This window comes from Occallatibacter sp., from assembly GCF_035317045.1.
Lineage (GTDB): Bacteria > Acidobacteriota > Terriglobia > Terriglobales > Acidobacteriaceae > Telmatobacter.
The window spans coordinates 106,200-131,281 of the sequence record NZ_DATHHT010000027.1 but is presented as its reverse complement, the minus strand read 5'-3'; the positions used below and the strand labels follow the sequence as shown (position 1 = coordinate 131,281).

General features: G+C 56.9%; 15 protein-coding genes. 9 read left to right on the top strand and 6 right to left on the bottom strand.

All coding sequences use genetic code 11. The features are described from left to right. Positions 1-19: 19 nt before the first annotated feature. The gene (locus VK574_RS13565; RefSeq protein WP_472800380.1) at positions 20-220 is read right to left on the bottom strand and encodes a hypothetical protein; all 201 of its coding nucleotides are present in this window, start codon (positions 218-220) and stop codon (positions 20-22) included. A gap of 50 nt (positions 221-270) precedes the next feature. Further along, complete coding sequence (locus tag VK574_RS13560) at positions 271-2,253, bottom strand: alpha/beta hydrolase family protein (protein ID WP_472800379.1); 1,983 nt, start codon at positions 2,251-2,253, stop codon at positions 271-273. Between the two features lie 312 nt (positions 2,254-2,565). On the opposite strand from VK574_RS13560, the gene VK574_RS13555 reads away from it, so the two are divergent. The 9 genes from VK574_RS13555 (at position 2,566) to VK574_RS13515 (ending at position 19,258) form a co-directional block, all read left to right on the top strand. Continuing rightward, on the top strand, positions 2,566-6,102 hold the full coding sequence (locus tag VK574_RS13555) for a carboxypeptidase-like regulatory domain-containing protein (protein WP_472800378.1): 3,537 nt from the start codon (positions 2,566-2,568) through the stop codon (positions 6,100-6,102). Between the two features lie 300 nt (positions 6,103-6,402). Beyond that, the gene (locus VK574_RS13550) at positions 6,403-7,758 is read left to right on the top strand and encodes a Gfo/Idh/MocA family oxidoreductase (RefSeq protein ID WP_472800377.1); all 1,356 of its coding nucleotides are present in this window, start codon (positions 6,403-6,405) and stop codon (positions 7,756-7,758) included. Beyond that, positions 7,751-8,797: a DUF6807 domain-containing protein gene (locus VK574_RS13545; protein ID WP_472800376.1), complete on the top strand. Its 1,047-nt coding sequence runs from the start codon at positions 7,751-7,753 to the stop codon at positions 8,795-8,797. The genes VK574_RS13550 and VK574_RS13545 overlap by 8 nt, the downstream gene beginning before the upstream one ends. 30 nt (positions 8,798-8,827) lie before the next feature. Beyond that, the gene (locus VK574_RS13540) at positions 8,828-10,477 is read left to right on the top strand and encodes a rhamnogalacturonidase (protein ID WP_472800375.1); all 1,650 of its coding nucleotides are present in this window, start codon (positions 8,828-8,830) and stop codon (positions 10,475-10,477) included. A gap of 108 nt (positions 10,478-10,585) precedes the next feature. Beyond that, positions 10,586-11,653 carry a glycoside hydrolase family 88/105 protein gene (locus VK574_RS13535; RefSeq protein WP_472800374.1) on the top strand — a complete coding sequence of 356 codons (1,068 nt, stop codon included), beginning with the start codon at positions 10,586-10,588 and terminating at the stop codon, positions 11,651-11,653. Between the two features lie 87 nt (positions 11,654-11,740). Further along, positions 11,741-12,547 carry a VOC family protein gene (locus tag VK574_RS13530; RefSeq protein ID WP_472800373.1) on the top strand — a complete coding sequence of 269 codons (807 nt, stop codon included), beginning with the start codon at positions 11,741-11,743 and terminating at the stop codon, positions 12,545-12,547. 350 nt (positions 12,548-12,897) lie between these two features. Beyond that, complete coding sequence (locus tag VK574_RS13525) at positions 12,898-15,195, top strand: nitric-oxide reductase large subunit (RefSeq protein WP_472800372.1); 2,298 nt, start codon at positions 12,898-12,900, stop codon at positions 15,193-15,195. Between the two features lie 249 nt (positions 15,196-15,444). Then, the gene (locus VK574_RS13520; RefSeq protein WP_472800371.1) at positions 15,445-18,855 is read left to right on the top strand and encodes a S41 family peptidase; all 3,411 of its coding nucleotides are present in this window, start codon (positions 15,445-15,447) and stop codon (positions 18,853-18,855) included. A 262-nt stretch (positions 18,856-19,117) separates the two neighbouring features. Beyond that, on the top strand, positions 19,118-19,258 hold the full coding sequence (locus VK574_RS13515; RefSeq protein WP_472800370.1) for a hypothetical protein: 141 nt from the start codon (positions 19,118-19,120) through the stop codon (positions 19,256-19,258). A 65-nt stretch (positions 19,259-19,323) separates the two neighbouring features. Here the strand turns inward: VK574_RS13515 and VK574_RS13510 are convergent, their stop codons facing one another. The 4 genes from VK574_RS13510 to VK574_RS13495 all read right to left on the bottom strand — a co-directional run bounded on the left by VK574_RS13510 (position 19,324) and on the right by VK574_RS13495 (position 25,057). Next, a complete protein-coding gene (locus VK574_RS13510; protein ID WP_472800369.1) occupies positions 19,324-21,807 on the bottom strand; it encodes a glycoside hydrolase family 3 N-terminal domain-containing protein in 2,484 nt (827 codons plus the stop codon). Positions 21,808-22,019: 212 nt separating this feature from the next. Further along, complete coding sequence (locus VK574_RS13505; RefSeq protein WP_472800368.1) at positions 22,020-22,913, bottom strand: cytochrome c oxidase assembly protein; 894 nt, start codon at positions 22,911-22,913, stop codon at positions 22,020-22,022. Between the two features lie 36 nt (positions 22,914-22,949). Beyond that, entirely contained in the window at positions 22,950-24,443 is a 1,494-nt protein-coding gene (locus tag VK574_RS13500; RefSeq protein WP_472800367.1) for a cytochrome b N-terminal domain-containing protein, read from the bottom strand. Next, positions 24,395-25,057, bottom strand: coding sequence for a QcrA and Rieske domain-containing protein (locus tag VK574_RS13495; protein ID WP_472800366.1), 663 nt, complete (start codon positions 25,055-25,057; stop codon positions 24,395-24,397). The genes VK574_RS13500 and VK574_RS13495 overlap by 49 nt, the downstream gene beginning before the upstream one ends. Positions 25,058-25,082: the final 25 nt, after the last annotated feature.

Below are 25,082 nucleotides of genomic sequence, written 5' to 3'. Positions count from 1 at the left end.
CTGCGCAAACTTGACTTTCCTAACGCTCGGTGCCATCAATCCGTGTTGAGCCCTGGCTCAGATCGTCAGTCCCTTTGAGCGAAAAAGGCAACGTTAGTCGCGGCCCAAGTACCTTCGCCAAATCAGGAATGTCGTAGTGGAGGAGGACTCCGGGAATCACATCTTCTGGCGCTCCGATTGTCACTGGCGCATTGACCAGGCTGCGGTAGCTCGCCAGCACATGATCGACTTCAATGTGCTTCAGTCGGGGATCGAGAACTGCGGCATGAATCAGGACCAGGCCCAGATGCCGGTTGCCATGGCAGAAATACTTGCAGGATTAACGTCGGGGCGATTGGAAACGTAGTCAACGGTGCGAATTACATCATCAATGCGCATACCCACGATTGTGCGCCCAACCAGGTCGGCGCGCAGGCTCAACAAGTAGAACGGGCCAAGTAGTGGAGATTTCGCCTGGTCGTGCCCGGGAGGCGAAGGCCGAGGAGTGATCGCCACGACTACATTGCCGGCAGTGGCCAACGTGTCGAATTTCGACTTGTTAGCACGAGCAATCGGGTTGTCGCCGTGAATTGAGTCGGGCACGAGAAGAATGACCGCCGGATGATAACCAGGATTCGCGGGAATGGCAAGGTCGCCCTGCAACTCAATCCCGTCGCGTGATGGAAGGACAAAATGCCCAGGCCGATTGGCCAGCATCTTATCGTCGTACGTTGATGAACCGGGCTTTGCATCTGCCGCCGTCACTTCCCGAATGGCTTGGGCTAGTTCCTTGCTCGTCAGTACCTGCAGCCTGGGAGAAATGAGCTTTGCGGTACGCTCGCGATTAAGGGTAAACACCGTTTCAGAATCTGGGTAACTCGTCTGCACCTGGCCCGTCGGAGTTACCTGGAAATCCTTTCTTGAGAGGCTCTTTGAAGCTGGATCAGATCTGTTAGCTTCATTGGTCCGCGAGGCGGTGAGGGCCGGCTTGTCCGCGTTGGCGCCCGGTTCGAGGTTGCGCATGAAGAAGCTCAAGATGTCACCCATGATCGGCTCGAGAGCGGCATGACGGCCCGGGCCCGTAATGAACTGCAACGCAGCTTCGGGTGCAACGAGATTGGTCGTGTCAGCATTCAACGCCGGCGTGGTAGGAATCTGAAGATTCGAAGTTGACCTTGTGTTCTTTTGAATTCCGGCATCCGCAGGGTCGAAAAGAGAATAGAATCGGCGAGCCTCGGCGACACTTGCACGGGCTCCGGCAAACGGAAACATGTCGGAGTAAGTGGAAATGACTGCGTAAGGACGCGGCGCTGCAAGGTCGATTAAGTCGGGAAAGTCAAAACCGGATGAGATGAACCGCGGGCTCGATTGTTCAGCATCCTGTGGGCCGAGAGTGGGAAGCAACGTGTCGAAGGATGTGATATAGCACGCAACTCCGACTGCGGCGATCCGTTTGTCCAAAGCGGCCGTAAGAGCGGTAATGGTCCCGCCGCCTGAGCATCCAAATGCGCCTATACGCTTCGGGTCGACCTCGGGGAGTCCAAGCAGGTAATCGATGCCCCTCATCGCATCCCAGACCATGTACCGAGCAAATGTGTCCCCGATCAGCATCGGCTGAAGGCTGGCTTCGGCATGCTCTCCGGTCGGTGCTCCGGCCAGAGTGGCTCCCGGGTTTGCAGGGTTCGGATACTGAAGGCGCTCCCCTTCGCCGATAGGATCGTAAGACAGAACGACGAAGCCATTACGCGCAAACGTGGCGGCGGTATCGGCATCGGCCGCCTTGCCGGTGGGGTAATGACCGGGAGTAATTAGCACGGCCGGATGCCGCAGCCCGTCAAAAGCCTCATCCGGAAGGTAAAGCAGCGCACACACCGGAAAATCGGGCTGACTCTCGAAGATCACCTTGCGAACGCGAAACCCATCTGCCTTCGATTCTCCGAGAACTCTGGCATTGAGAGGTGTGCGTTCAGGCAGTGCACCGATCAAGGACAACAACTGCTTTCGAACCTTGTCTTGGTAAGCTTCGGCTTCGGTGCGGGTTCCGATTGCCCTGATCGAAGCTGCGCGATCTGATTCGTACTTTGAAGCGAGATCGTCCAGATAGAGATTCAGGGGGTCGCGTCCCGTATTCGCAAGATCCCCGTCGTTGCGCGATGCATTGAGAACCACGCGCGTTATTCCCGCGGAAGATTGCTGCGCGAATAACTCCGGCTTCTGTGCGATGGCGAACACAGCAAACAGGACAATCGAGAGCAATTTACAAAGATGTCCCAAAGAAAACCTCAAACTGACGAGGCATTGATACTCTTCAACCTTCAAGTGGTCAACCACTCCGTTGCAGAGCAGGAACAGCTTTGTGAAACCGAGGGTCAGAATATTTGGTCCAACCCCTCGAACTATTGAATTTAGCCAGGTTCACATGCAGTTCGTTCCGGGCCACACAATTCCACCCGCTCCATTCTCATTTAAATCTTGACAAGCCTTGAAGGTACCTGCAAATATTTTGCGGACATGAGTGGTCGGACCACTCTCCAGCGTCGGGTTTCCCCAGAGACCGAAAAAGCAAAGTAAGTTTTGGAGGCTTTAATGCAACGCATGTGCTCACAAGCTCATAGGGCGATTACTCGCCATGTGATCCTCCTGGGCTTCGCAGCCGTTGTTCTGTTTACCACTAAGGCCGAAGCGCAGATCGCCGGAACCGGCAACATTCAAGGGACGGTCACGGATACGTCCGGTGCTGTCGTTGCCAAGGCCTCGGTAAGCCTCACAAATAGGTCGACTCACGTGGCGCGCACAGGCCTGAGCGACAACGCAGGCGTCTACGTATTTCCCGGCGTGCCCATCGGCACCTACGACCTGGCAGTCTCGGCTCCAGGTTTTAAGACCGAGGTGACCAACGGTATCGTCCTCGAAGTCGGCAGCAGCATCGCAATCAATGCCACGCTCTCTGTGGGCACTACGGAAACCAAGGTAGAGGTCCAGGCTGAAGGTCTTTCGCTGCAGACAGAGGACGCCTCTTTCAAGCAGACGATCGACCAGGAAGCAGTCACGGAGATGCCGCTGAATGGCCGCCAGATGACAGCTTTGATCACTCTTTCCGGTGGCTCCAATTCGGCGCCCGCAGGCGACTTTACCGGGAGCAAGTACTCTTACCAGACCATTTCGGTATCCGTTGCAGGCGGCAATGGGAATACCACGCTTTGGCGGCTGGATGGCGGGGACAACCAGGATTACATGGGGAATGGAAACCTTCCGTTTCCTTTTCCCGACGCGGTGAGCCAGTTCAGCGTTGAATCCTCGGTGCTGGGTGCACAGGATGGCCAGCATACCGGAGGCTACGTGAATGTAGTTACCCGCTCCGGGAGCAACTCATTTCACGGATCAGCGTTTGAATTCATCCGAAACAACTTCATTGATGCCACAAACTTCTATTCCACATCAAAGGACACTCTGCACCAGAATCAATACGGCGGAACATTTGGCGGGCCCATCAAGCGCAATAAAATGTTCGCATTCGCCGGATATCAGCACACCAAGGCGGACCAATCGCAGGCGAGCACCGAGGCTTTTGTTCCCACCGCGGCAAACCTGGCTGGCGATTTCTCAGTCACAGACGGACCCAATTGCGAAGCATCTGGGAAACTCGTTCAGTTAGTCGACCCGCTCACCGGATCGGCGTTGCCCGGCGACATTTATCCAACCGCTCCCACGTTTAATGCGCAAGCACTGGCGCTGCAAAAGTTCCTGCCCGCAATCGATCCCACCGTCGACACAAAGGGCTGCGGACTTGTTTCCTATTCCATCCCATCTGAGGTGTTCGATAACCAGTTTGTTACGCGAGTAGACTTCACGATCAACCGAAAGAACAATCTTTACGCTCGGTACTTCATCGACGGATACCAGGCTCCCGCGTTCTTTTCTCCAACCAACATCCTGATCACCACCCAATCCGGAAACATCGAACGGGTGCAATCTTTCACGCTCGGTGAGGCATACACTATCTCGTCAAATGTTGTAAACGCCGCTCATGCCACGATCATGAGGCGTGTAAATAACCGAGGATATGCCGCAAATGACATTAACGCGGCAACCCTCGGCGTCGATCTCTATCAGGCCGTGAAGAATGGACTGCAAATGGCCGAAGGCAAATTCAATATCGGCGGCGGAACAAATTCGGTTTCCCATTTCAACGACAATACCCTTGCCATCGACGATGACATCACCTGGGTGCGCGGCAAACACCAACTTGCTTTCGGCGGGGAATGGGTTCAAAACGAGCTCAACATCGGCAATGCGTACGAATCCAACGGCATCTTCACGTTCAACGGCGAATACAGCGGGAGCGGGCCGAACGGAGGAACTGTCATCGGAGATCAGAGTCTGGACTTTCTCCAGGGAACCATGAGCGCCTTCCAACAGAGCAAACAACAACAGAACGCGCTGCGAGGCCCCGTTCCCAGCTTGTACGTTCAAGACACCTACCACGCCGCCAAGCGGCTGACGCTTGTTGCTGGCCTGCGCTGGGGACCAAATTTCATGCCCGTCGATTACTTCAACCGCGGAAGCGTCTTCAATATGGCGGACTTTTTGTCCAACACCGTCAGCAGTGTCTACCCCAATGCGCCAGCGGGTTTCTTGTTTTTTGGGGACAAGGGGGTTCCTCGGGGGTTTACGAAGAGTTCACCATGGCAGTTTTCTCCAAACGTCGGAGCATCCTTCGATCCGACCGGCGACGGCAAGACAGTGGTTCGCGTGGGGGCCCAATTGGCATATGACCAACCCAATTTCTTCACCGGTCAGAGAGTCCAGCAAAACCCACCCTTTGCCACCGCCATCAGCAACTTGCAAACGTCCTCATCCGGGCCGCTTAGTTTTAGCGCACCCTGGTCTGTCGGTTCCATCACGACAAGTCCTTTCCCTCAGCCGAGTGTGCCCACCCCAGCGCAAGCGCAATTCTTCCCTCAATCCCAATACATTGTGATGCCCAACCAATTCCACGCGGCATACACGATCCAGTGGACACTGAGCGCCCAGCATGAGTTCCCGCTCGGCTGGCAAGCGCAGCTCGACTACATTGGCAACACAACCCGGCACGACCCGCTCGGCACATTGCTTAGTCCGGCGATCTTCATCGCGGGACTGTGGGGAGCAGGTGGAACCGGCTGCTCTGGAATTGTTACAACAGGTCCGGCCGCGGTGAAACCCGGCGCAGCTGGAACAAACTGTTCCACCACGAAGAACCAGGCATCACGTTTTGCAGTCACGATTGCGAATCCGCTCCAAGGCAACCAGATTGGAGGAGGTAGCACTGGTTCGGCCCTAGTGGGTGACGAGGGCACAGCCAACTACAACGGCTTGGTGGCTACCCTGCAGCATCGCCTTTCGTCCACCTTCAGCCTGCTGGCAAACTGGACATGGTCAAAATGCCTGGACGAGGCCGACGGACAGGGTGACCTTGCCGGCACGAATGTCGAAGATCCGAGTAATCCCCGCCTGGACTATGGTCCCTGCGGCTTCGACTATCAAAACGTTGTAAACCTTGTAATTGTCGCCAAGAGCAATTTTCATCGCTTCAACCGCGCCGGGCGGCTTCTCATCAACAATTGGGAGCTTGCGCCGCTGATGCATATTACGTCGGGCGCTGCCCTCAACGTGACCTCGGGGCAGGATAACTCCCTCACCGATGTGAATCTTGATCGCCCTAATCTAGTGCCTGGAGTCAGCCCCTACCATAAGGTGAATTTCAACAAAGCCAGCGGTGAAGCAAACCGTGAATATCTGAACCCGGCTGCATTCGCCCAGGTTACCGCTCCGTGCGGGTCAAACCTAAATGGCTGCGCGCAACTCGGAACATACGGGAATGTCGGGAGAAACGCTTTCAGGACACCTCCGTACTTCCAGCTCGACTCCCAAATCTCCCGGATATTTCCAATCCACGAAAGCCTTGCCATGGATTTTCGTCTGGAGGCTTTCAACGTCCTGAACCATCCCGACTTTGGTCTCGGTTCGCTAGGTGCGAACCAGGTCCTCACGTCTTCGACTTTTGGCCAGGTCGGTTCGACCACGACTACACCTCTCAACCAAGCCAGAGTCTTCCAGGGAAGCGTAAAGCTCATCTTCTAGTTCTTTCCTTCGCTGCCAATAATGCGGAACAAGGTGCAGGATTGGCACAAATGGCACGAGAATTACTTCCGGGACATCATCCTGATCTCCCTATCGAAACGCGAATCCGCGCCAACTTGTATCTAAACCAACTTGCGAGGAGAATCGTTGCGTCTGGCAGAAGAGAGTGCTCAGATGATATTGTCCGAGCGTTGCTTCGATTTGCATTCATCAGCGGAAGTTCGAAGCTTGTAAGTCGTGGAGCACCCGACGTCCCGCAATTCTCTCCTGAGTGAAGCCGTCAAGGAATCAAGGAGATTCATGGCAGTCAAAGACACAAATCGCAGGGATTTTTTGAAGGGCAGCAGCGCGCTGCTTGCAGCTACCGCCGTCTCGTGGAATGCCTCAAGCTATGCCGCCATCGTGGGTGCCAATGACCGCGTCAAGGTGGGCGTCGTCGGCTGCGGCGATCGCATGAAGAGCGCCTTGATTCCCGCATTCCTTCAGCACTCCAAAGAGATGAACTTTGAGTTCGTTGCTGTTTCCGATATTTGGAATCGTCGCCGCGAAGAGGGCGTGGCCTATATTCAGAAGATCGGTGGCGGCACCATCGATGCGGTTCGCAATAACGACGAACTCTACGCACGCAAAGATGTCGATGCGGTGCTCGTCGCCACCGCTGACTTCCAACACGCACTGCACGGTGTTGAAGCTGTGAACGCCGGCCGTGATGCCTATGTCGAAAAGCCGACCGCCCACACCATGGACGACGCTCGCAAATTTCTTGCCGCCGTCAAAAAGACCGGAAAAATCGTTCAGGTCGGAACCCAGCGCCGAAGCACGCCGAGCTATCAAAAAGCCGCCGAATATATCAAGTCCGGACAGTTCGGCGAAATCGTGATGGTCGAAATGACATGGAACGTGAATCAGCCAGGCCGATGGCGCCGTCCTGACGTCGTGCCGCGTCTGAAGGAACAGGACACCGACTGGAAACGCTATTTGCTCAACCGACCCTACGAACCATTCGACGCTCGAAAATATCTCGAGTTCCGTCTCTTCTGGCCCTATTCATCCGGTATCCCGGATCAGTGGCTTGTCCATCAGATCGACACTGTGCATTGGTTCACAGGCCTGCCCCATCCACGCAGTGTGGTTGCCAATGGCGGAATCTATTTGTGGAAAGATGGCCGCCAGAACTGGGACACGATGACTGCCGTGTTCGACTACGGCCCGCTCGACGATCTCACCAGAGGCTTCCAGGTGCAATACACCTCGCGATTCACAAATTCCGCTGGCGGCGTCAAGGAACTTTACTACTCCAACGGCGGCATGATCGACATGGACAAGCAAACGGTGACTCCCGCCGGCGGTCTTACTGCTCGTTCTGCCGCCGAGATGGGAATGAAGCCCAACCTGCTGTCCAGCTTTTCTCTCGTTGAGAAGGCCGAGTCAGTCTCGACCGATGCCGACACCCACAGCGATCCACAAACCTCGGCCAACATGCGCAACTGGATGGAGTGCGTCCGTTCCCGCAAGACTCCCAATGCGCCTATCGAGGCTGGATATAGTCACTCCATCGCACTATGTATGAGTGTCGCCGCCATCCAGACCGGCCAGAAGGTCACCTTCGACGACAAGACCCAGCAAGTGATGGTGGGAGGCAAGGTTTATGCGTAGCATGGCTGTGCCGGTACTTGTCGCCACCACAATGCTACTTGCCGTTTCAAGCTCCGCCACATCCGCCAACGGCGTACGGGTGGTCGCAGACGAAACCCATCGGCGCGTCGACATCACCATCGACGGCCAGCCCTTCACCTCCTACATCTGGCCGGTTTCACTCAAAAAGCCGGTTCTCTATCCGCTGGTCTCCGACGAAGGGATCACTGTCACCCGTGGCTTTCCGCTCGATCCGCAGCCAGGGGAACGCGTGGACCACCCGCACCATGCAGGCCTGTGGTTCAACTATGGCAATGCCAACGGCTTCGACTTCTGGAACAACTCCGATGCCATCAAGCCGGAAAGTCGCGCCAAAATGGGCAGCGTTGTTTTCAAAAAGATTCTGTCCACCAGGAGCGGCACTGACACCGGGGAGTTGGTCGTCGAATCGACCTGGGTTACTGGAGAGAACCAGCCCATTCTTGAGCAAACAACGCGCTATATTTTTTCGAGCCGTAACCACGCCCGTGTAATCGATCAGGTAGTGACTCTCAAGGCTCTCGACCGTGTCGTCTTCAACGACGACAAGGAAGGTCTCCTCGGCATGCGTGTCGCCCACTGGCTCGAATCGCCAGATGAAAAGGGCGGCATTTTCATCGATGCAAACGGGCGGCCCACCAAAGTAGACGCTGGCAAAACGAGCGATGCTACCGGCGTGTATCTCACCAGCGAGGGCGTCAAAGGAGAAACCGCCTGGGCGACACAAGGGCGATGGTGCTCCCTCACTGGGCGCACCGGAAACCACACGGTGACCATTGCAATATTCGACAGCCCGAATAACCCGGGTTACCCAACCTACTGGCACGCGCGAGGATATGGACTGTTCGCCGCGAATCCTCTGGGGCGCAGCATCTTCGATCCAAAGCAGCCAGCGTTTAATTTCACCATCGAAAAGAACCAGACTGCGGTCTTCCATTACCGCATAATCCTCTATTCGCGCGATGCAAGTGTGGACGAGTTAAATCAAGAAGCTGACACCTTCACAACCAAATACAAGTAGCGAGCACCAATTCGTTTAAGGAGAAGTCGGATGGAGCATTTCAACGCGTTGCGCCGGGATTTTCTTCGCACCGGAGGCATGGGGGTCGCGGCCGCCGCGATACCCATTGCGTCTTTTGCTGCCTCGGCTCAAGAAGGAACGGGCATTGCCCCGGGAGCCTCCGGAATCTTTGATGTGCGCAAGTACGGCGCCAAAGGAGACGGCAAGACGCTGGATACCGATGCCGTCAATCGCTCCATTGAAGCAGCGGCTGCTGCGGGCGGCGGCGTCGTTCTGTTTCCATCCGGAACTTATCTCTGCTTTTCAATCCACCTGAAGAGCCAGGTCCACCTCGTTCTTGACCAGGGAAGCACCATCCTGGCGGCCGATTCACCATCGCCAGGCCAGCAGACCGGCTACAACGGCGGCGCTTATGATTCCGCGGAACCCAATACAGAATGGGATGCCTTTCAGGACTACGGTCACAATCATTGGCACAATTCGCTGCTATGGGGCGAAGGCATCCACGACATCAGCATTACAGGACCAGGGCTCATCTACGGCAAAGGACTGAGCTTCGGCGCCAGTCGCGTCGCTCGCGGAAACTATCCCATCTATGTTGCTGAGCAAGCCGGCGTTGGGAATAAGGCCATCGCTTTGAAGAATTGCTACAACGTCCTGTTGCGGGATTTTTCAATTCTCAAAGCAGGCCACTTCGGTCTCCTTCTTACCGGCGTCGACAATCTGACCATCGACAACCTCAAGATAGATACCGATCGCGATGGCATCGACATTGACTGTTGCCAGAACGTGCGCGTCTCAAACTGTACCGTCAATTCGCCCTGGGACGACGGCATCTGCCCCAAATCAAGCTATGCCCTGGGCTATGCGCGCCCGACGCGCAATCTCACCATTACGAATTGCTGGGTGACCGGCTATTACGAACTTGGCACCGTACTGGACGGCACTTTCAAGAAATTCGCACCGGACATTCACGTTCCCCGCACGGGCCGCATCAAGTGCGGCACCGAGTCCAACGGCGGATTCATCAATGTGACCATTTCGAACTGCGTCTTCGAGGGTTGTTGCGGATACGCGCTTGAATCAGTCGACGGCGCTTTGCTTGAAGATTTCGCCATTACCAACACCACTATGCGCGATTTGGCGGCGCCTCCCTTCTTCATCCGCCTCGGTGCGCGCCTGCGCGGGCCCAAAGACAGCACCAAAGCCGGTACCATCAAGCGTATCTTGGTCAGCAATCTTGCCTGCTTCAACGCACCGCAGCGCCAGGGTTCGATCATCACCGGCATCCCCGGTCATGCCATCGAAGACTTGAAGTTCTCCAACATCTATATAGAGACTGCGGGGGGTGGAACAGCCGACGACGCGAAGGCGCAGCCCACCGAGCAGGAGGACAACTATCCCGATCCTGGACGCTTCGGTGTGATCCCGGCCACAGGATTCTTCCTCCGCCACGTGCGCAACCTGGAAATGAGTCATGTGGAGATTGCGAACTCGACTCCAGACGCACGGCCAGCATTCTATTTGAACGATGTTGACCGCGCCGATTTCTTCGCTATCTCTGCCCCACGCGGAGCTGAGGGCGCCTTTGCATTGCACGGCGTGAAAAACTTGCGCGTCGGATGGAGCCGGGCCGCCTCCGATACAAACCTGAGCAGCATCGATGACAAGACCCTGTAAGTCTGAAGTAAAACCTACACACACTGGCTTCAGTGCCGGTGCAATTCTCAGCAGAGGGCAAATCCCCCTTAATAAGAGGATGAGGAGCCAGACATAATGAGTTCTCGCATGAAGTTCGCGACCGTTGCATTGCTGTTGTCCGCTTGGTCCGTCGTCGCCTGTGCGCAACAGGACTACTTCAGCAACTGGCCGGCTGGGCGATCTCCACAAGAGGTTGGAAAGAAACTAGCAGAGCACTTCATCACTAGCCCTCACCAGCATTCAACGATCTTTTACGGAGAGGTTGGCACCTGGTATGGCGCGCTGACCTTCGCGAAATTGACTTCCGATACTGATTTGAGGGACAGACTCATCAAGCGCTTCGACCCACTGCTTCCGGGCGGATCCGAGACCAGCCTGATCGGCCCACGCAGACATGTGGATGACGAAATATTCGGCATCGTTCCCTTGGAGATTGGTATGCAGACTAAGGACCAGAAGTATCTCGACTACGGCAAGCAGAATGCCGACCGTCAAGGGGAAAACCCTCAGCCGGACGGGCTTTCATCGGAAACTCGCTACTGGATCGACGATATGTATATGCTGACCATTCTTCAGCTGGAAGCCTATCGAGCTACAGAAGACAAGAAATACCTGGACCGGGACGCGCAGGAGATGGTCGCTTATCTCGACAAACTGCAGCAGCCAAACGGCCTCTTCTACCACGCTCCCGATGTTCCATTCTTCTGGGCTCGGGGCGATGGCTGGGTCGCCGCCGGAATGGCGGAAATGCTGCGCGATCTTCCGGCAGACCATCCCCAGCGTGCTCGCATCATGCGCGGTTACAAAACGATGATGGCCGCCCTGCTTAGCTATCAGGGAAATGATGGCATGTGGCGTCAGTTGATCGATCACGATGAAGCATGGCCGGAGAGTTCCGGGTCGGCGATGTTTACCTTTGCCTTGATCACGGGAGTAAAAAACGGCTGGCTCGATTCACATACTTACGGGCCCGCCGCCAGGAAAGCGTGGATCGCGGTTACCGGATACATCGATCAGAACAGCGATGTGACGAGCGTGTGTGAAGGCACCTCGAAGCAGAACGATCTTGAGTATTACCTGAACCGCATGCGCAGAACTGGCGACTATCACGGGCAAGCCCCGATCCTGTGGGCGGCTACGGCGCTGCTGCGCTAGATGTGATTACGACTTGTCGATGGAGGTGAACAGCACGCGCGGTTGAGTACGAAAAGCAGAACGTCATCAGAGAGTTGAGCGATCGCTATGAGAGCAAGTTGGACAACCAAGCTGGTAGTTGTTGTCCTCCTCTTCAGATCCCTCGATTGCTTCTCACAGACCCCGCAAGTCGATGGTATCGCTCATATCGCGCTTCGCGTCTCAGACCTCGACAGTGCGCGAAACTTCTTTCGCCGTCTCGGTTTCGAAGAGTCGTTTTCTCTTGCCAGCGGCGGAACAACGAAAGAAGTCTTCGTCAAGATCAACGACCATCAATTCATAGAACTCTATCCCCGGGTCGACGCGCACCAGCCGCTGGGATGGGTGCACGTCTGCTATGAATCCGATTCGCTGAACGATCTGAATTCATCGTATGCTGCCCGCGGCCTGAAACCATCACCCGTAGTCAAAGCCGGAGCCGGCAATCTGATTTTCTCTCTCAAGGATCCAGAGGAACGGGTCGTCGAGTTTACGCAGTACATGCCAGGCTCCCTTCATTTCGTGGACCGAGGGAAACACTTGGGTGAGCATAGAATCTCGAACGAGTTGATTGGAATTCGCATTTCCACTCCTGGCTTGGCCCCATTGGAGAGGTTTTACAAATCCGGACTCGGATTTGACGAGCCACATGAGAAATCCGAAATCCGGATGCACATCTCCAGCAAAACTCATCAGTGGATCGAACTCGACCATGCGAACGCTACTCGTCCGACTGAATTCTGGATGTTGGTATCCAACGTCGACGAAGCAGGGCGCCAGGCATTGGAACAGGGATTTGCGGTGAGACGTGAAAAGCGGGTTGCTTTTATCCATGATCCCGACGGAAACATCTTCGCGTTTACAGAGAACCATTGAAAAGCCTATGGACACCGTACTTCCGGATGGAAGTCACCGGCAAAGCAGGAGCGGTCCCGCTTCTCGTGGTGTGATTCAAATCACACCACGGCTCGTTTCTTGCTGGGATGATGAATCTCGGTCTTTTTGAACTATTACCGCCGGATAGTGACCTAAGTCCCTGAATTTCCCTTGACTCAACGCTACTGTTGCATCAGTGCAACTGCTTCAACAGGGAAATTCGATGGCCTTACTTCCTTCGATTTTCCGGTTATATGAGATCTTGCCTGGCAAAGAGGCCGCTCCTTTCGCTCTCGGCCTTTCCCGGAGCATTTCGCGCTATTTTCGTTTTGATTGAGTGAGGGAGAATCATGTCCTACAAGCGATATTGGGTGGCACTGGCCATCGTCATCATTGGATCTTTCATTGTTCTCGGTGGAGTCGGCAGAAAGATGATCAGCCAGGCCCCTCCCATCCCCGACGTGTATAGCGCTGACGGGCAGCTCCTTTTCACTGGAAGCTCCATCACCGATGGGCAGGGAGTCTGGCAGTCGATCGGCGGACAGGAAATCGGTACAGTCTGGGGCCACGGCGCTTACGTGGCGCCCGACTGGAGCGCGGATTGGCTGCACCGCGAATCGGAGATCCTGCTGAACACCTGGGCCGTCAGAGCCGGGGCGACGAACTTCGCTGCTCTCGACCCCGACCAACAGGCGATCTTCAAGGCTCGTCTGATTCGCGAGATGCGAACCAATACGTACGACACTTCGCACAATCGCGTCACGCTAAGTGCCGACCGCGCCGCGGCATTCGTACAGCTTCGGACTTACTATACCGACGTGTTTGCAAAAGGCCGGTCTGAGTACGCCATCCCCAGTGGTGCCTTGACTAACGCTGCAAAGCAACAACAACTAGCAGCATTCTTCTGGTGGACCTCGTGGGCCTGCAGTACCGATCGTCCGGGATCCGAGACTACATACACAAACAACTGGCCGCATGAGCCGCTGATCGGAAATGTGCCAACATCCGGCGCCATCCTCTGGAGCGTCCTCAGCTTCGTCGGTTTGCTCGCGGGAATTGGTGGCCTTGTCTGGTGGTATGCGTCGCAGGAAAAGGAACTCGTTCACGGCCCCTACCCGGAAAAAGATCCCTTCCTCGAGTTCAAGCCCACTCCGTCACAACGCGCGACGTTGAAATATTTCTATGTGGTAGTGATTCTCTGGGGCGTTCAGATTCTCATGGGAGTCTTGACGGCTCACTACGGTGTCGAGGGACAGGCCTTCTTTGGATTTCCGCTCGCTAAGTACCTGCCATACGCCGTCACCCGCACCTGGCATCTGCAGCTCGCCATCTTCTGGATCGCGACATCATGGTTGGCGACCGGACTTTATGTTGGTCCCGCTGTCAGTGGTCACGAACCGAAGTATCAGCTTCTCGGCGTCAATGCTCTCTTCGGTGCTCTGATTCTCGTCGTTGGCGGATCGCTCGCCGGCGAGTGGATGGGCATTCAGCAGCGCCTTGGCAACATGTGGTTCTGGTTCGGCAGTCAGGGTTATGAATATGTCGATCTTGGACGCTTCTGGCAGATCCTGCTATTCGTTGGCCTGGTGCTATGGCTTGTCCTGATGGTCGCGGCTCTCAAACCCGCGCTCGTTCGCAAGAGCGAAGACCGTGCGCTCCTGACGCTCTTCCTCATTTCCAGCATTGCCATCCCGCTCTTCTATTCGGCTGGACTGATGTATGGTCAGCGCAGCCATCTCGTCACAGCCGAATACTGGCGCTGGTGGGTAGTTCACCTCTGGGTTGAAGGTTTCTTCGAAGTATTCGCAACCGTTGTGATCGGATTCCTATTCACGCGGCTCAAGTTGATCGAGATTCGCACCGCAACCAAGGCCGCTCTCTTTTCGACAACGATCTTTCTGTCCGGTGGGATCATCGGCACCTTCCATCACCTTTATTTTGCCGGTGCAACCCCGGCGGTGATTGGCCTCGGTGCGATCTTCAGCGCGTTTGAAGTTGTGCCACTAACTCTGATTGGTTATGAAGCTTGGGAGAACATCCGCCTCGCGCAACCGACAAAGAAGTCTCCGTGGATCGCCAATTACAAATGGCCCATCTACTTCTTCGTCGCCGTCGCATTCTGGAATCTTGTGGGAGCAGGACTCTTTGGCTTCCTAATCAATCCACCAATCTCTCTCTATTACGTCCAGGGACTCAACCTGACGCCAGTCCACGGTCACACGGCTCTCTTCGGCGTGTACGGGATGCTCGGTCTCGGTCTCACACTGTTCTGCCTCCGTGCGCTGAAACCTGGTCGCAAGTGGAAGGAGACTCCATTGAAGCTCTCTTTCTGGTCGCTAAACCTGGGCTTGATCTTCATGGTCCTCCTGAGCATGCTGCCGGTGGGACTGCTGCAGGCATGGGCGTCGATAGAACATGGCACCTGGTACGCGCGTTCCGCGGAATTCATGCAATCTGGTTCCATGCAGACTCTACGCTGGATGAGAGTCCCCGGAGACATTCTTTTCTCCATCGGTGCGGCTCTGTTTGCCTGGTTCGTCATTGGATTGCTGACCGGACATTCTTTTAGCAAGCAAGGGTCCTTCGGGATCGATGCTCAACTGCGCGACAAGAAGGAAGAACATCTCCTCGCTCATGCGGGTCACTGAGTTCTGCAATTCTCATGCGGCGTCTCTGATTGATACCACCTTTATCAGAGGCGCCGTGCAGCCCGCGTCAAGCCTGGACTGCTTCGTGACCTGTCCTCTCAGTTTGACCACAAAACCAGTCTGCCCCGCCCCAGCCCGTAGTATCATTCGTACGCAGTTTCACCTTCTGTTTTGATCGCGCCTTGCGTTCTCGCGTAAGGTCATTCCCCGCAGTTTCCGCCGTCAGTCTCATTTTGGATGGATACAAGAATGAAGAATCCGTTCGCCAACTGGAACTCCATGAGGACCCTTCCAGCCATCGTCGCTTTATTTGCAACCTCAACTCCAATCGCATTCGCAGCCGACACCGCGCCCGCCCATCGCGGCTACTATACCTACCCCGCAGTTCGCGACGGAAACATCGTCTTCACGTCGGAGGGCGATCTGTGGGTTGTCGGTGTGAACGGTGGCGTCGCTCGCCGCCTCACTTCGAATCCCGGCACTGAATCGCACGCCTATCTTTCGGCCGATGGCAAAACCGTCGCGTTCAGCGCCGACTTCGAGGGTCCGACCGAGGTCTACACCATGCCCGTCGATGGTGGACTGCCTGAACGCCGCACCTGGGATGGAGGCTCCGCACCCGCTGGATTCGCCCCCGATGGCCGTCTCATGATCACGACGGCGCGCTATGCAACCTTGCCCGGAACCCAACTCGTCCTCGTGAATGGCGTTGGCGCCAGAGAAATCGTCCCCCTGGCCGAAGCGGCTGAAGCCGCGTATTCGCCCGACGATCACAACCTCTTTTTCACGCGCTGGTTCAAGCAGCCCAGCGAGACCAAGCGCTACAAGGGTGGCACTGCGGAAAGCATCTGGAAGTTTGACGGCCACGGTGAAGCGGTTTCCCTTACCTCTGACTGGTCCGGCGCTTCCTCTCACCCGATGTTCTGGAACGGCCGCGTCTACTTCCTCTCCGATCGCGATGGAATCATGAACGTCTTCTCCATGGACGAAGAAGGACACAACCTCAAGCAGGAAAGTCACCAGCGCATCTTCGACATCTCTACCGCCTCGATCGATGACGGGCACATTGTCTACGCCTGCGGCGCCGACTTGTGGCTGCTCGATTTGAAGGCCGGCCAGGAACAGGCCATCCCCGTCACGCTTGCCTCTGATTTCGATCAGCTTCGTGAGCACTGGGTGAAGAAACCAACGGACTACCTCACAGCCTTCCACATCTCTCCCGATGGCACGAGCGCCGTTTTCACCGCGCGCGGAGAGGTATTTACCCTCCCTGTCAGAAGCGGCCGTATCGTCAAGGTCGCTGCCAATTCTGCGATCCGTTTTCGCGAAGCGCGCTTCCTACCCGACGGCAAGAGCATCCTCGCCCTCTCCACCGAGACTGGCGAAGCCGAGTTCTGGAAATTCCCGGCTAACGGCGAAGGCAAACCCGACCAATGGACCAATGACGCGCATGTGCTCCGCATAGACGGTGTTGCCTCACCCGACGGCAACTGGCTTGCCCACCACGACAAGGACGAGCATCTCTGGCTTTTCAACACGAAAACCAAACAGGAAAAATTGATCGCGACCTCCATGATGGGTGACTTTGGCGATCTCCACTGGTCTCCTGACAGCAAATGGCTTGCCTTTGTGGAGTCGGCCAACAATCAGTTCTCTCAGATCAAGGTTTTCAACGTCGATTCCGGCGAAACCAAGGAAATCACATCAGACCGCTACGACAGCATCAGCCCCACTTGGAGTTCCGACGGCAAATGGCTGTATTTCCTCTCCGATCGCATGCTCAAGACAACTGTTGAGGGCCCCTGGGGATCGCGGCAACCGGATCCTTTCTTCGATCACCAGGTAAAGATCTACCAGTTGGCGCTCGTTCCCGATCAGCGCTCCCCGTTCCTGCCTCCAGACGAGTTGCATCTCGATGACAGCAAGAAGCCTGACGAAAAGAAACCCGATGAGAAGCCAAAGGACGACAAGCAGAACGATGCCGCAAAGCCTAACGATAAGGCAAAGAAATCCGGCGACGAAAAGAAGGACGAAAAGAAAGATGAGAAAAAAGACGACAAGAGCATTCCGGAAGTAAAAATCGACTTCGCCGACATGTCGCTCAGGCTCAGCGAGGTCCCCGCGGCCCCTGGCAACTACGGCAACTTGCAGGCCACCGAAAAGCGTCTCTGCTGGCTCAACGATCCTGACAACACACAAAAGCATCTCGCCGTGCAGTGCCTCGACGTGGCCAACAATGGCGATGACGTCGAAACCGTAATGGCGGACGTGAAGAATTTTGAGATCTCGCAGAATCGCAAGAAATTGCTCGTCCGCAAAGGGGACGACTTCTTCATCTTCGATTCAGACGTAAAACCCGCCGCCCTGGCCGATCCAAAGACCCTCGCGAAGTCCTCTATCAGCCTGGCCGGCTGGTCCTTCTCCACCAAGCCCGTTGACGAGTATCGCGGGTTATTCATCGATGCGTGGCGGCTCGAGCGCGACTTCTTCTACGACCGCAACATGCACGGCGTTGACTGGGCCGCCATGCGCGACCGCTACCTTCCGCTGGTGGACCGGGTCGCAAGTCGCGATGAGCTGAATCTCGTGATCGCCCAGATGGTCGGCGAGCTCTCCGTGTTGCACACCTTTGTGGTCGGCGGTGACGCACGAAAGCCCGCCGACCAGGTGGAAATCGCTTCCCTCGGCGCGCGGCTTCGCCGTGATGAGAAAGCGGGCGGCTTTGTTGTGGACCACATCTATGAGCACGATCCTGACCTGCCCAATCAGGCCCCGCCCTTCGCCCGATCTGAATCAATTGTCCGCGAAGGCGAAGTCATCGTTTCCATCAACGGCGAAGATCTGCTTGGCGTAACCGACGAGCGAGTCCTGTTGCGCGGCAAGGCCGGGGCCCAGGTCCTGCTTCGCGTCAAGTCGACCTCGGGTGCAATGCGCGATGTGCTCGTCGTTCCCCTCAAGGAACAGGATGAAGCACGGCTGCGCTACGCAGAGTGGGAATACTCCCGCCGTCGCATGGTCGACTCGGCCTCTGACCACACCATCGGCTATGTCCACCTGCAGGCCATGGGTTCTGACGATATCGATCAATGGACACGCGAATTCTATCCCGTCTTTGACCGCCAGGGATTGATCATCGACGTTCGCCACAACGAAGGCGGCGACATCGATTCCTGGCTCATTGCAAAACTATTGCGCCAGGCGTGGATGTACTGGCAGCCGCGTGTTGGCAACCCCTCCTGGAATATGCAAGAAGCATTTCGCGGACACATCGTTGTACTTTGCGACGAGCTGACAGCATCCGATGGCGAAGCGTTCACAGAAGGCGTCAAACGGCTCAAACTCGGCAAAGTCATCGGCGTGCGAACATGGGGAGGTGAGGTCTGGCTCAGTTTCGACAATACTCAGGCCGACAACGGCATCGCATCCGCCGCCGAACTCGGCGTGTACGGCCCGGATGGCAAATGGCTCATCGAAGGGCACGGCACTGAACCCGATATTGTGGTCGATAATCTGCCTCACTCCACCTTCAGCGGCAATGACGACCAACTCCAGGCCGCGCTCAAATTGCTGAAAGAGGAGATCAAGGCCGATCCCCGGCCCGTGCCGCAGCATCCTCCCTATCCCGACAAGTCATTCCGATTCAGCGGAACAGGAAACTAACACGGCTTGCATTCTTTCGTAACGGCCGAATTTCAACGATTCGGCCGTTTCCCCCAATCGGTCCCCCCAATAACCCATCGGTACCATTGAGCCTTCCGCAGACCGATGTCACTATTCCCGCATGCGAGTGAATCTCATCACCCGGCCTGCAGAACATTTCCAGCCTGGCCCTGGAACGATCCCCCTCTCGCTGACAATCCGCCCAGCTTGCGGCTTGCCAGGCGACTATGAGTGCCCAACCGATAGCGCGGCGCTGTTGCGCTTGCTTCGGAGGCAAACCGATCTACCTGCTTATGTGCTACAGAATTTCGAAAAGGACCTCGGAACCCCGTTCGGCGCCAAGCTCCTGGGCGTCGATTTGAACGACACCGTCCTCACCGACATCGGCTATTTCATCGACTAAGCGTCGAATCGCGCCCGGATAATCGCGCACTCACCGTCCGTCCGCCTTGTCCGGCTCTGCTTCAACTATGGAACAATGCGAAACTCTGCGTGCTCCGTAGCCAGCGAACTACCGCCCACCCAAACCGTGTAGTCCGTTTTCTCGATTACCGCCTGTCCGGCATTGTTATAAAAGGACAGCTCCGGAAATCCCAGTTTGAACGTAACCTGCTTCCGCTCGCCCGGCTTCAACGTGACCCGCTCAAATCCTTCCAGGCTACGCACCGGCTGCTCCATGCTTGCCCCCAGATTGCGCACATAGCACTGCACCACCTCAGTACCCGCACGCATCCCGGTGTTGCGAACCGTCGCCGTTACAGTCACAAGATCGCGCCCTTCGCTCCTATCGGCTTCTGCATGCGGCACCGATCCGCGGGAAACCGCAACATCCGAATATGCAAACTGCGTGTAGCTGAGTCCGTACCCAAACGGAAAAAGCGCATCGTTGGGAACGTCGATGTAGCGCGAAAAGAAACGAGAGTCCCCACCCGGCCGCTGCGAAAGATCAAGCCCAACTGGAGGACGCCCGGTAGGAAAGTGATTGTAAGAGAGCGGTTCCTGGCCCACCGCGCGCGGAAAACTCATAGGCAGCTTTCCGCTCGGCGCGACATCCCCGTACAACAAGTTGGCAATCGCTTCTCCCGCCTCTGTGCCCGGGAACCAGGCCTCCATAATTGCCGGAATGTGCTGCGCTGCCCAGTCCAGCACCAGTGGCCGGCCTGAAAAGACCAGCAGAACAATCGGCCGTCCCGTTGCCGCCACGGCTTCCAGAAGCTTTTCCTGGTTGCCCGGCAGATTCAAATGCGCGCGTGATCCCGCCTCGCCGCTCATCTCGCTAGATTCACCCAGTGCCAGCACGACTACATCCGATCCCTTCGCCACCTCCACTGCCTCGGCAAACCCTCCATCGGATTCGCCCAGAATCTCGGTGCCCTTCTCATATTTGATCGATCCGCCAGTCCGCTGGGCCCGTGCCTCCAACGCGTCCTTCACCGTAACGACATCAGGATCCCTTCGGTCGCCGCCCCACAATCCGGTCATCTCCGTGCTGTTGTCGGCCAGCGGACCAATCAACGCAATCTTCTTCACGCTCTCCGCCAAAGGCAGCAACGACGATCCACCTTCGAGCGCCCTGTTCTGCAACAGCACGATCGCCTCTTCGGCAGCTTTCCTCACCAGCGGCCTGTGCTCCGTAACAGCAGAGGTAACTTCGTTCCCCTCCGCATACGGATGTTCGAAAAGCCCCATCGCGAATTTGACGCGCAGCACCCGCCGCACAGCCTCATCCACGAGACCCATGGGGACCTGCCCCGACTTCACCAGCGCCGGCAACTCCGCGTCGTAGTAGTGCGACATCATGTCGATGTCCACTCCCGCCGAGATTGCCTTGCGCGCCGCCGTAGCCGCATCCAGCGCGATGCCGTGATTCCGCAACTCCATCACCGCCGTGTAATCGCTCACGACAAACCCGTTGAATCCCCATCGATCCCGCAAAATATCCTGCAAAAGGTACCGGTTCGCCGATGCTGGAACCCCATTGAGCGCATTGAACGAGCTCATGAACGTTGCCGCCCCCGCTTCCACCGCAGCCTTGTACGGAGGAAGATAATCCTGCTGCAATCTGCTCTCCGACATATCGGTCGTGTTGTATTCCAGCCCAGCTTCCGCCGCGCCGTAAGCCGCAAAGTGCTTTACGCACGCCGCCACGCTGGTCGGCGACAAAAGATCATCCCCCTGGTAGCCATGCACGTACGCCCGCGCCATGGCCACTCCCAGGTAGGCGTCTTCTCCTGCACCTTCCTGCGTCCTTCCCCACCGCGGATCGCGAGAAATATCCACCATCGGCGAGTAAAACCAGTCCACACCGCCTGTCCTCGCCTCCGATGCCGAAATGTGCGCGAGGGACATCACCAGTTCCGGATCAAACGTCGCCGCAAGACCAAGTGGAATCGGATATACCGTCTTGTACCCGTGAAGGATGTCCGCGCCAAACATCAACGGGATATGCAGCCTGCTCTTTTCGACAGCCGCGTGTTGCAATGCATTCGTGCGCGCCTGCCCCACCGTGTTCAGCATCGAACCCAGCCGCCCCGTCGACACCAATTCCATGGCATCAACCTTGTCGTGCGTCGAGGGATTCTTCCCGGGCGCAGCCGCCGCCTCCGCCGCCGTCTTTGCCTCACCGTCATATCCGCTGTCGCTGTACTGCACCAGTTGCCCCAGCTTCTCTTCAAGCGTCATCTGCTTCAAGAGCGCATCCACCCGCTTCTCGATCGCGGGCGAAGCCAATTGCAGGTTCGATGGTGGAGCATGTCGAACCGTAGCCGCGCGCTCCTGGGCCAACGCCACGCAGGCTGAAAGTGCGCAGACCAACGCAAACACGCCGCACCGTGCTGCCGAATTCGCTGTGGTGCCCTTCCCCTGCCGGAGCGTCATCCTCTTCTGCGTTTTTTTCATCGTGTCCTGCGTCTCCATTACCGGCCCGTTACACATACCAGTTTTCGCGCGCATTCGACTCCATGGGAAGGCACGTTCGATTCCGTCTACATCTGCGGAAGTGTGGAGATTCTGATGCCTGACGCGTCGAAACGAAGTCCACTCGCGCCTACACGGACAAACTTTGCGCAAACGATTGCGCAACGGATTAAATAGGTATCACCGTCTCTATATCACTGTCAATAATTAAGTATTTCCTGTCACATGGACCGCCAAATTTCCAAGCCTCAGCCCTGCTGAACTTGTCGTGCGATGCCCCCGCTCGTAACGGGCTTCACCAAAAACCGCGGCGACAACTCTCTCACCGCAATCGCCACCGCCGGCACCAGCATCACCAGCGAATTCAGCACCCACATCTCCGCACCTGCCGCCACTTGGTCTTTCAGCGGTGTCAGAAAACAAATTCGCGGAGCCGCCACGTACGACGGATACAGCACGCGTCCCGAAAACGCCAGAGTCGCCGACAAGACCGTGTTCACGACATCCGCGCTCAGCAGATACGGAATCATCGCCCAACGCGGCCACCGCACAGGCGCAGGCCATGGCCTCAGCACTACCCACCAGAACGCCAGCGACGTCGCGAAGAAACAAACGTGTTCGCAATCGTGAATCCCTTCGCTGCGAAACGTCAGTTCAAACGCCGTCGGAACATGCCATCCCAGATACGCTACGTTCATCGCGATCCACGCAAATACCGGATGCGTCACCACCCGTCCGACACCACGGATCCAGCCCGAGCGAAACAGCGGCCGCAGCAAGCCGTGAATCAAAACCCGCGGCATCCCCCGCAACATCGGCACCACCGGCGCACCCAGCACAATCAACGGCGGCGCGACCGACATCAGGATGAAGTGTTGAATCATGTGTGCTGCGAGCAGATAATCGTCCAGCGCATCGATCGGCGATGCCAGCGCCATCCAAAGCAAAACCACTCCCGCCAAAAAACTCGCCGCCCGCCAAATCGGCAGTTCCCGTTCACGTGTAACGCGCGCCACATTCCACCCACGCACATACAAGGCGAGCGCAATCGACAGCGTGATCATCGGCGCCAGCGGCAACGACCACCGGCGCAGCAATTCCCCCAGCGCCGGAACGCCATTCGCACCATCGTCAATCAGCATCAGGCACATCATCCAGTTATTTCGCGCCTCGCCGCATCACCGCACCGGAGTCTGCGTTGCTCCTTGCGCCACTACGCGCCGTGACGCATCCTGCGAAGCCGGCTGATAGTTCGGGTGCAGCGTTTCCAGGAACCGCACCAGCGCCGTTGTCTCCGCCGGAGAAAGCGCACTGCCATATGCCGGCATATTGCCTCCGCCAAGCAGCACCTGCCGGTAAAGCTGATCCTCCGTCAACCGAGTCGCCACCGCATCCAGTGCCGGTCCGCGCTCTCCGCCCAGCCCGCCAAGCTGATGGCAATTACGGCACTGCTTCTCCTGAAACACATTGGCTCCCTGCCGTTCCAGCGGTGTCCGGCCCTGCAGCAGTTCCACCGGCACCGCCGCACCGCTCCACGCATCCATCTTCGGACTCCATGGCGTATAGGTCCCCAGGTTCGTGAATACTCCCCAGCACACCGCAATAAACATCACCGCGAACACCGCCACCGGCCGCCGCCACCAGCTCTTCTCTCCAATCCCTGCCACGAACGGCAATCCAATCAGTGCAGACACCGCAACCACCGGCGCAATCAGAATGAACGGAGTCTCCATCTCCGGCGGCAAAAATGAAAGGACGGTATAGATCCACAAGAAGAAAAAGTCCGGCTTGGGAACCGTGTTGATAATCGTCGGGTCTGGCACGCCCTTTGGCCCATAAGGTCCAAACACCGCCGCGCAGCACGCCACCGCAAACAAGATCGCCGCCGAAAAAACCAGGTCCTTCCACACCGCACCCGGCACAAACGGAATTCCATCCGTGTGCGCCAGTTTGTTGTACTCCTCGATGTAGGTCTCGCGCCGAACGATGCGCCCAGGCGTCGGCCACTCATTGATCCCGAGTTTCAGCACCATCCATACATGTAGTCCTGTGAATGCAAGCAGCGCCCCCGGAATGACAAACACGTGCAGCGCAAAAAATCGCGTGAGTGTCGCACCGTTGATCATCGGCCCACCCAGCATCAGGTGCACAAGCTGCCCGCCGATCCATGGCACGCGCCCCACAATCGACGCGCCGATGCCCAGCCCCCAGTACGCGTCCTGATCGAACCGCAGCACCTGCCCCGTGAACGCCATGCCCAGCGTCATCAGCAGCATGAACACGCCCACAATCCACGTCAGCTCTCGCGGAAACTTGTATGCGCCAAACAGAAACACCTGCGCCATGTGAATCAGAACGACGGCGACCATGAAGTTCGATCCCCATCCATGCATAGCGCGTAGAAACCATCCCAGCGGCAATTCGTGATTCAGCAGTTCCAGCGAACTCCACGCATGCGCCGCGGACGGCTGATACACCAATGCCAGCAGGATGCCAGTCACCACCTGCAGAATCAGCAGAACCAGGCTTGCGCTGCCAAAGACGTACCACCAGCTCGCGGTACTCCGCGGCACGGGATGCAGCACCGCGTCCTTCACCGGCCCTTCGAGTTGTACGCGCCGCTCTACCCAATCGTAGACGCGCTTGTACCATGGCTCTTTGTGTCCGGGCATGCTTCAATCCTCGAAACCAGTTGCTGTGCCGCTTGTGTTGCATTCGAAGGGCAAGGCCTCTTGCTCGCGCGATTCTGCAGTGTCGGCATCTGCCCTGCATCGATCAGCAGTTTTCCGCCCTGCACCTTAAGCTCGTAGGTAAACAGTCCCCGCTCGGGAGGCCCCGAAGCTCGGTTCCCGTCCGCGTAGTACACGCCCCCATGACACGGACACATGAACAGCTGCGACTCCGAAAACCAGCGCACCGGGCAGCCAAGATGCGCACAGTTGATCGCAAACACGGTGAACTCATCCGGTGCAGCATGCCGCACGTACGCCGGCACCTTCGCAGTCGCCCCATCCCATGGGTCCGAAAACGGATTCGTAAACGTAATCAGCTTCGTCTCGCCTACAGGAAAGTCGCTCACCTCGCCGATGGCGATCCAAGCCAAATACTCTTTGCGCCGCAGCACTGGCCCCAGCACATACGCCACCACCGGCGTTGCAATCACCAGCGCCACCGCGGCATTCAATGCGATTCCCACATTCATCAGAAATGATCGCCGCGTGACGCTCTCCGTTTCCGGGCGCCGATCCTGCTCCGGCTCACCGGGCTGCGGAATCTTCTCATCCATAAATCGCTCCTGCTCGCGTAAGCGC

Bases quoted from the DNA above. Each gene is read 5' to 3' on its own strand.
- VK574_RS13495 (WP_472800366.1), bottom strand. From the start codon at position 25,057: ATGGATGAGAAGATTCCGCAGCCCGGTGAGCCGGAGCAGGATCGGCGC.
- VK574_RS13550 (WP_472800377.1), top strand. From the start codon at position 6,403: ATGGCAGTCAAAGACACAAATCGCAGGGATTTTTTGAAGGGCAGCAGC.
- VK574_RS13555 (WP_472800378.1), top strand. From the start codon at position 2,566: ATGCAACGCATGTGCTCACAAGCTCATAGGGCGATTACTCGCCATGTG.
- VK574_RS13520 (WP_472800371.1), top strand. From the start codon at position 15,445: ATGAAGAATCCGTTCGCCAACTGGAACTCCATGAGGACCCTTCCAGCC.
- VK574_RS13525 (WP_472800372.1), top strand. From the start codon at position 12,898: ATGTCCTACAAGCGATATTGGGTGGCACTGGCCATCGTCATCATTGGA.
- VK574_RS13535 (WP_472800374.1), top strand. From the start codon at position 10,586: ATGAAGTTCGCGACCGTTGCATTGCTGTTGTCCGCTTGGTCCGTCGTC.
- VK574_RS13510 (WP_472800369.1), bottom strand. From the start codon at position 21,807: ATGCGCGCGAAAACTGGTATGTGTAACGGGCCGGTAATGGAGACGCAG.
- VK574_RS13530 (WP_472800373.1), top strand. From the start codon at position 11,741: ATGAGAGCAAGTTGGACAACCAAGCTGGTAGTTGTTGTCCTCCTCTTC.
- VK574_RS13540 (WP_472800375.1), top strand. From the start codon at position 8,828: ATGGAGCATTTCAACGCGTTGCGCCGGGATTTTCTTCGCACCGGAGGC.
- VK574_RS13505 (WP_472800368.1), bottom strand. From the start codon at position 22,913: ATGCTGATTGACGATGGTGCGAATGGCGTTCCGGCGCTGGGGGAATTG.
- VK574_RS13545 (WP_472800376.1), top strand. From the start codon at position 7,751: ATGCGTAGCATGGCTGTGCCGGTACTTGTCGCCACCACAATGCTACTT.
- VK574_RS13500 (WP_472800367.1), bottom strand. From the start codon at position 24,443: ATGCCCGGACACAAAGAGCCATGGTACAAGCGCGTCTACGATTGGGTA.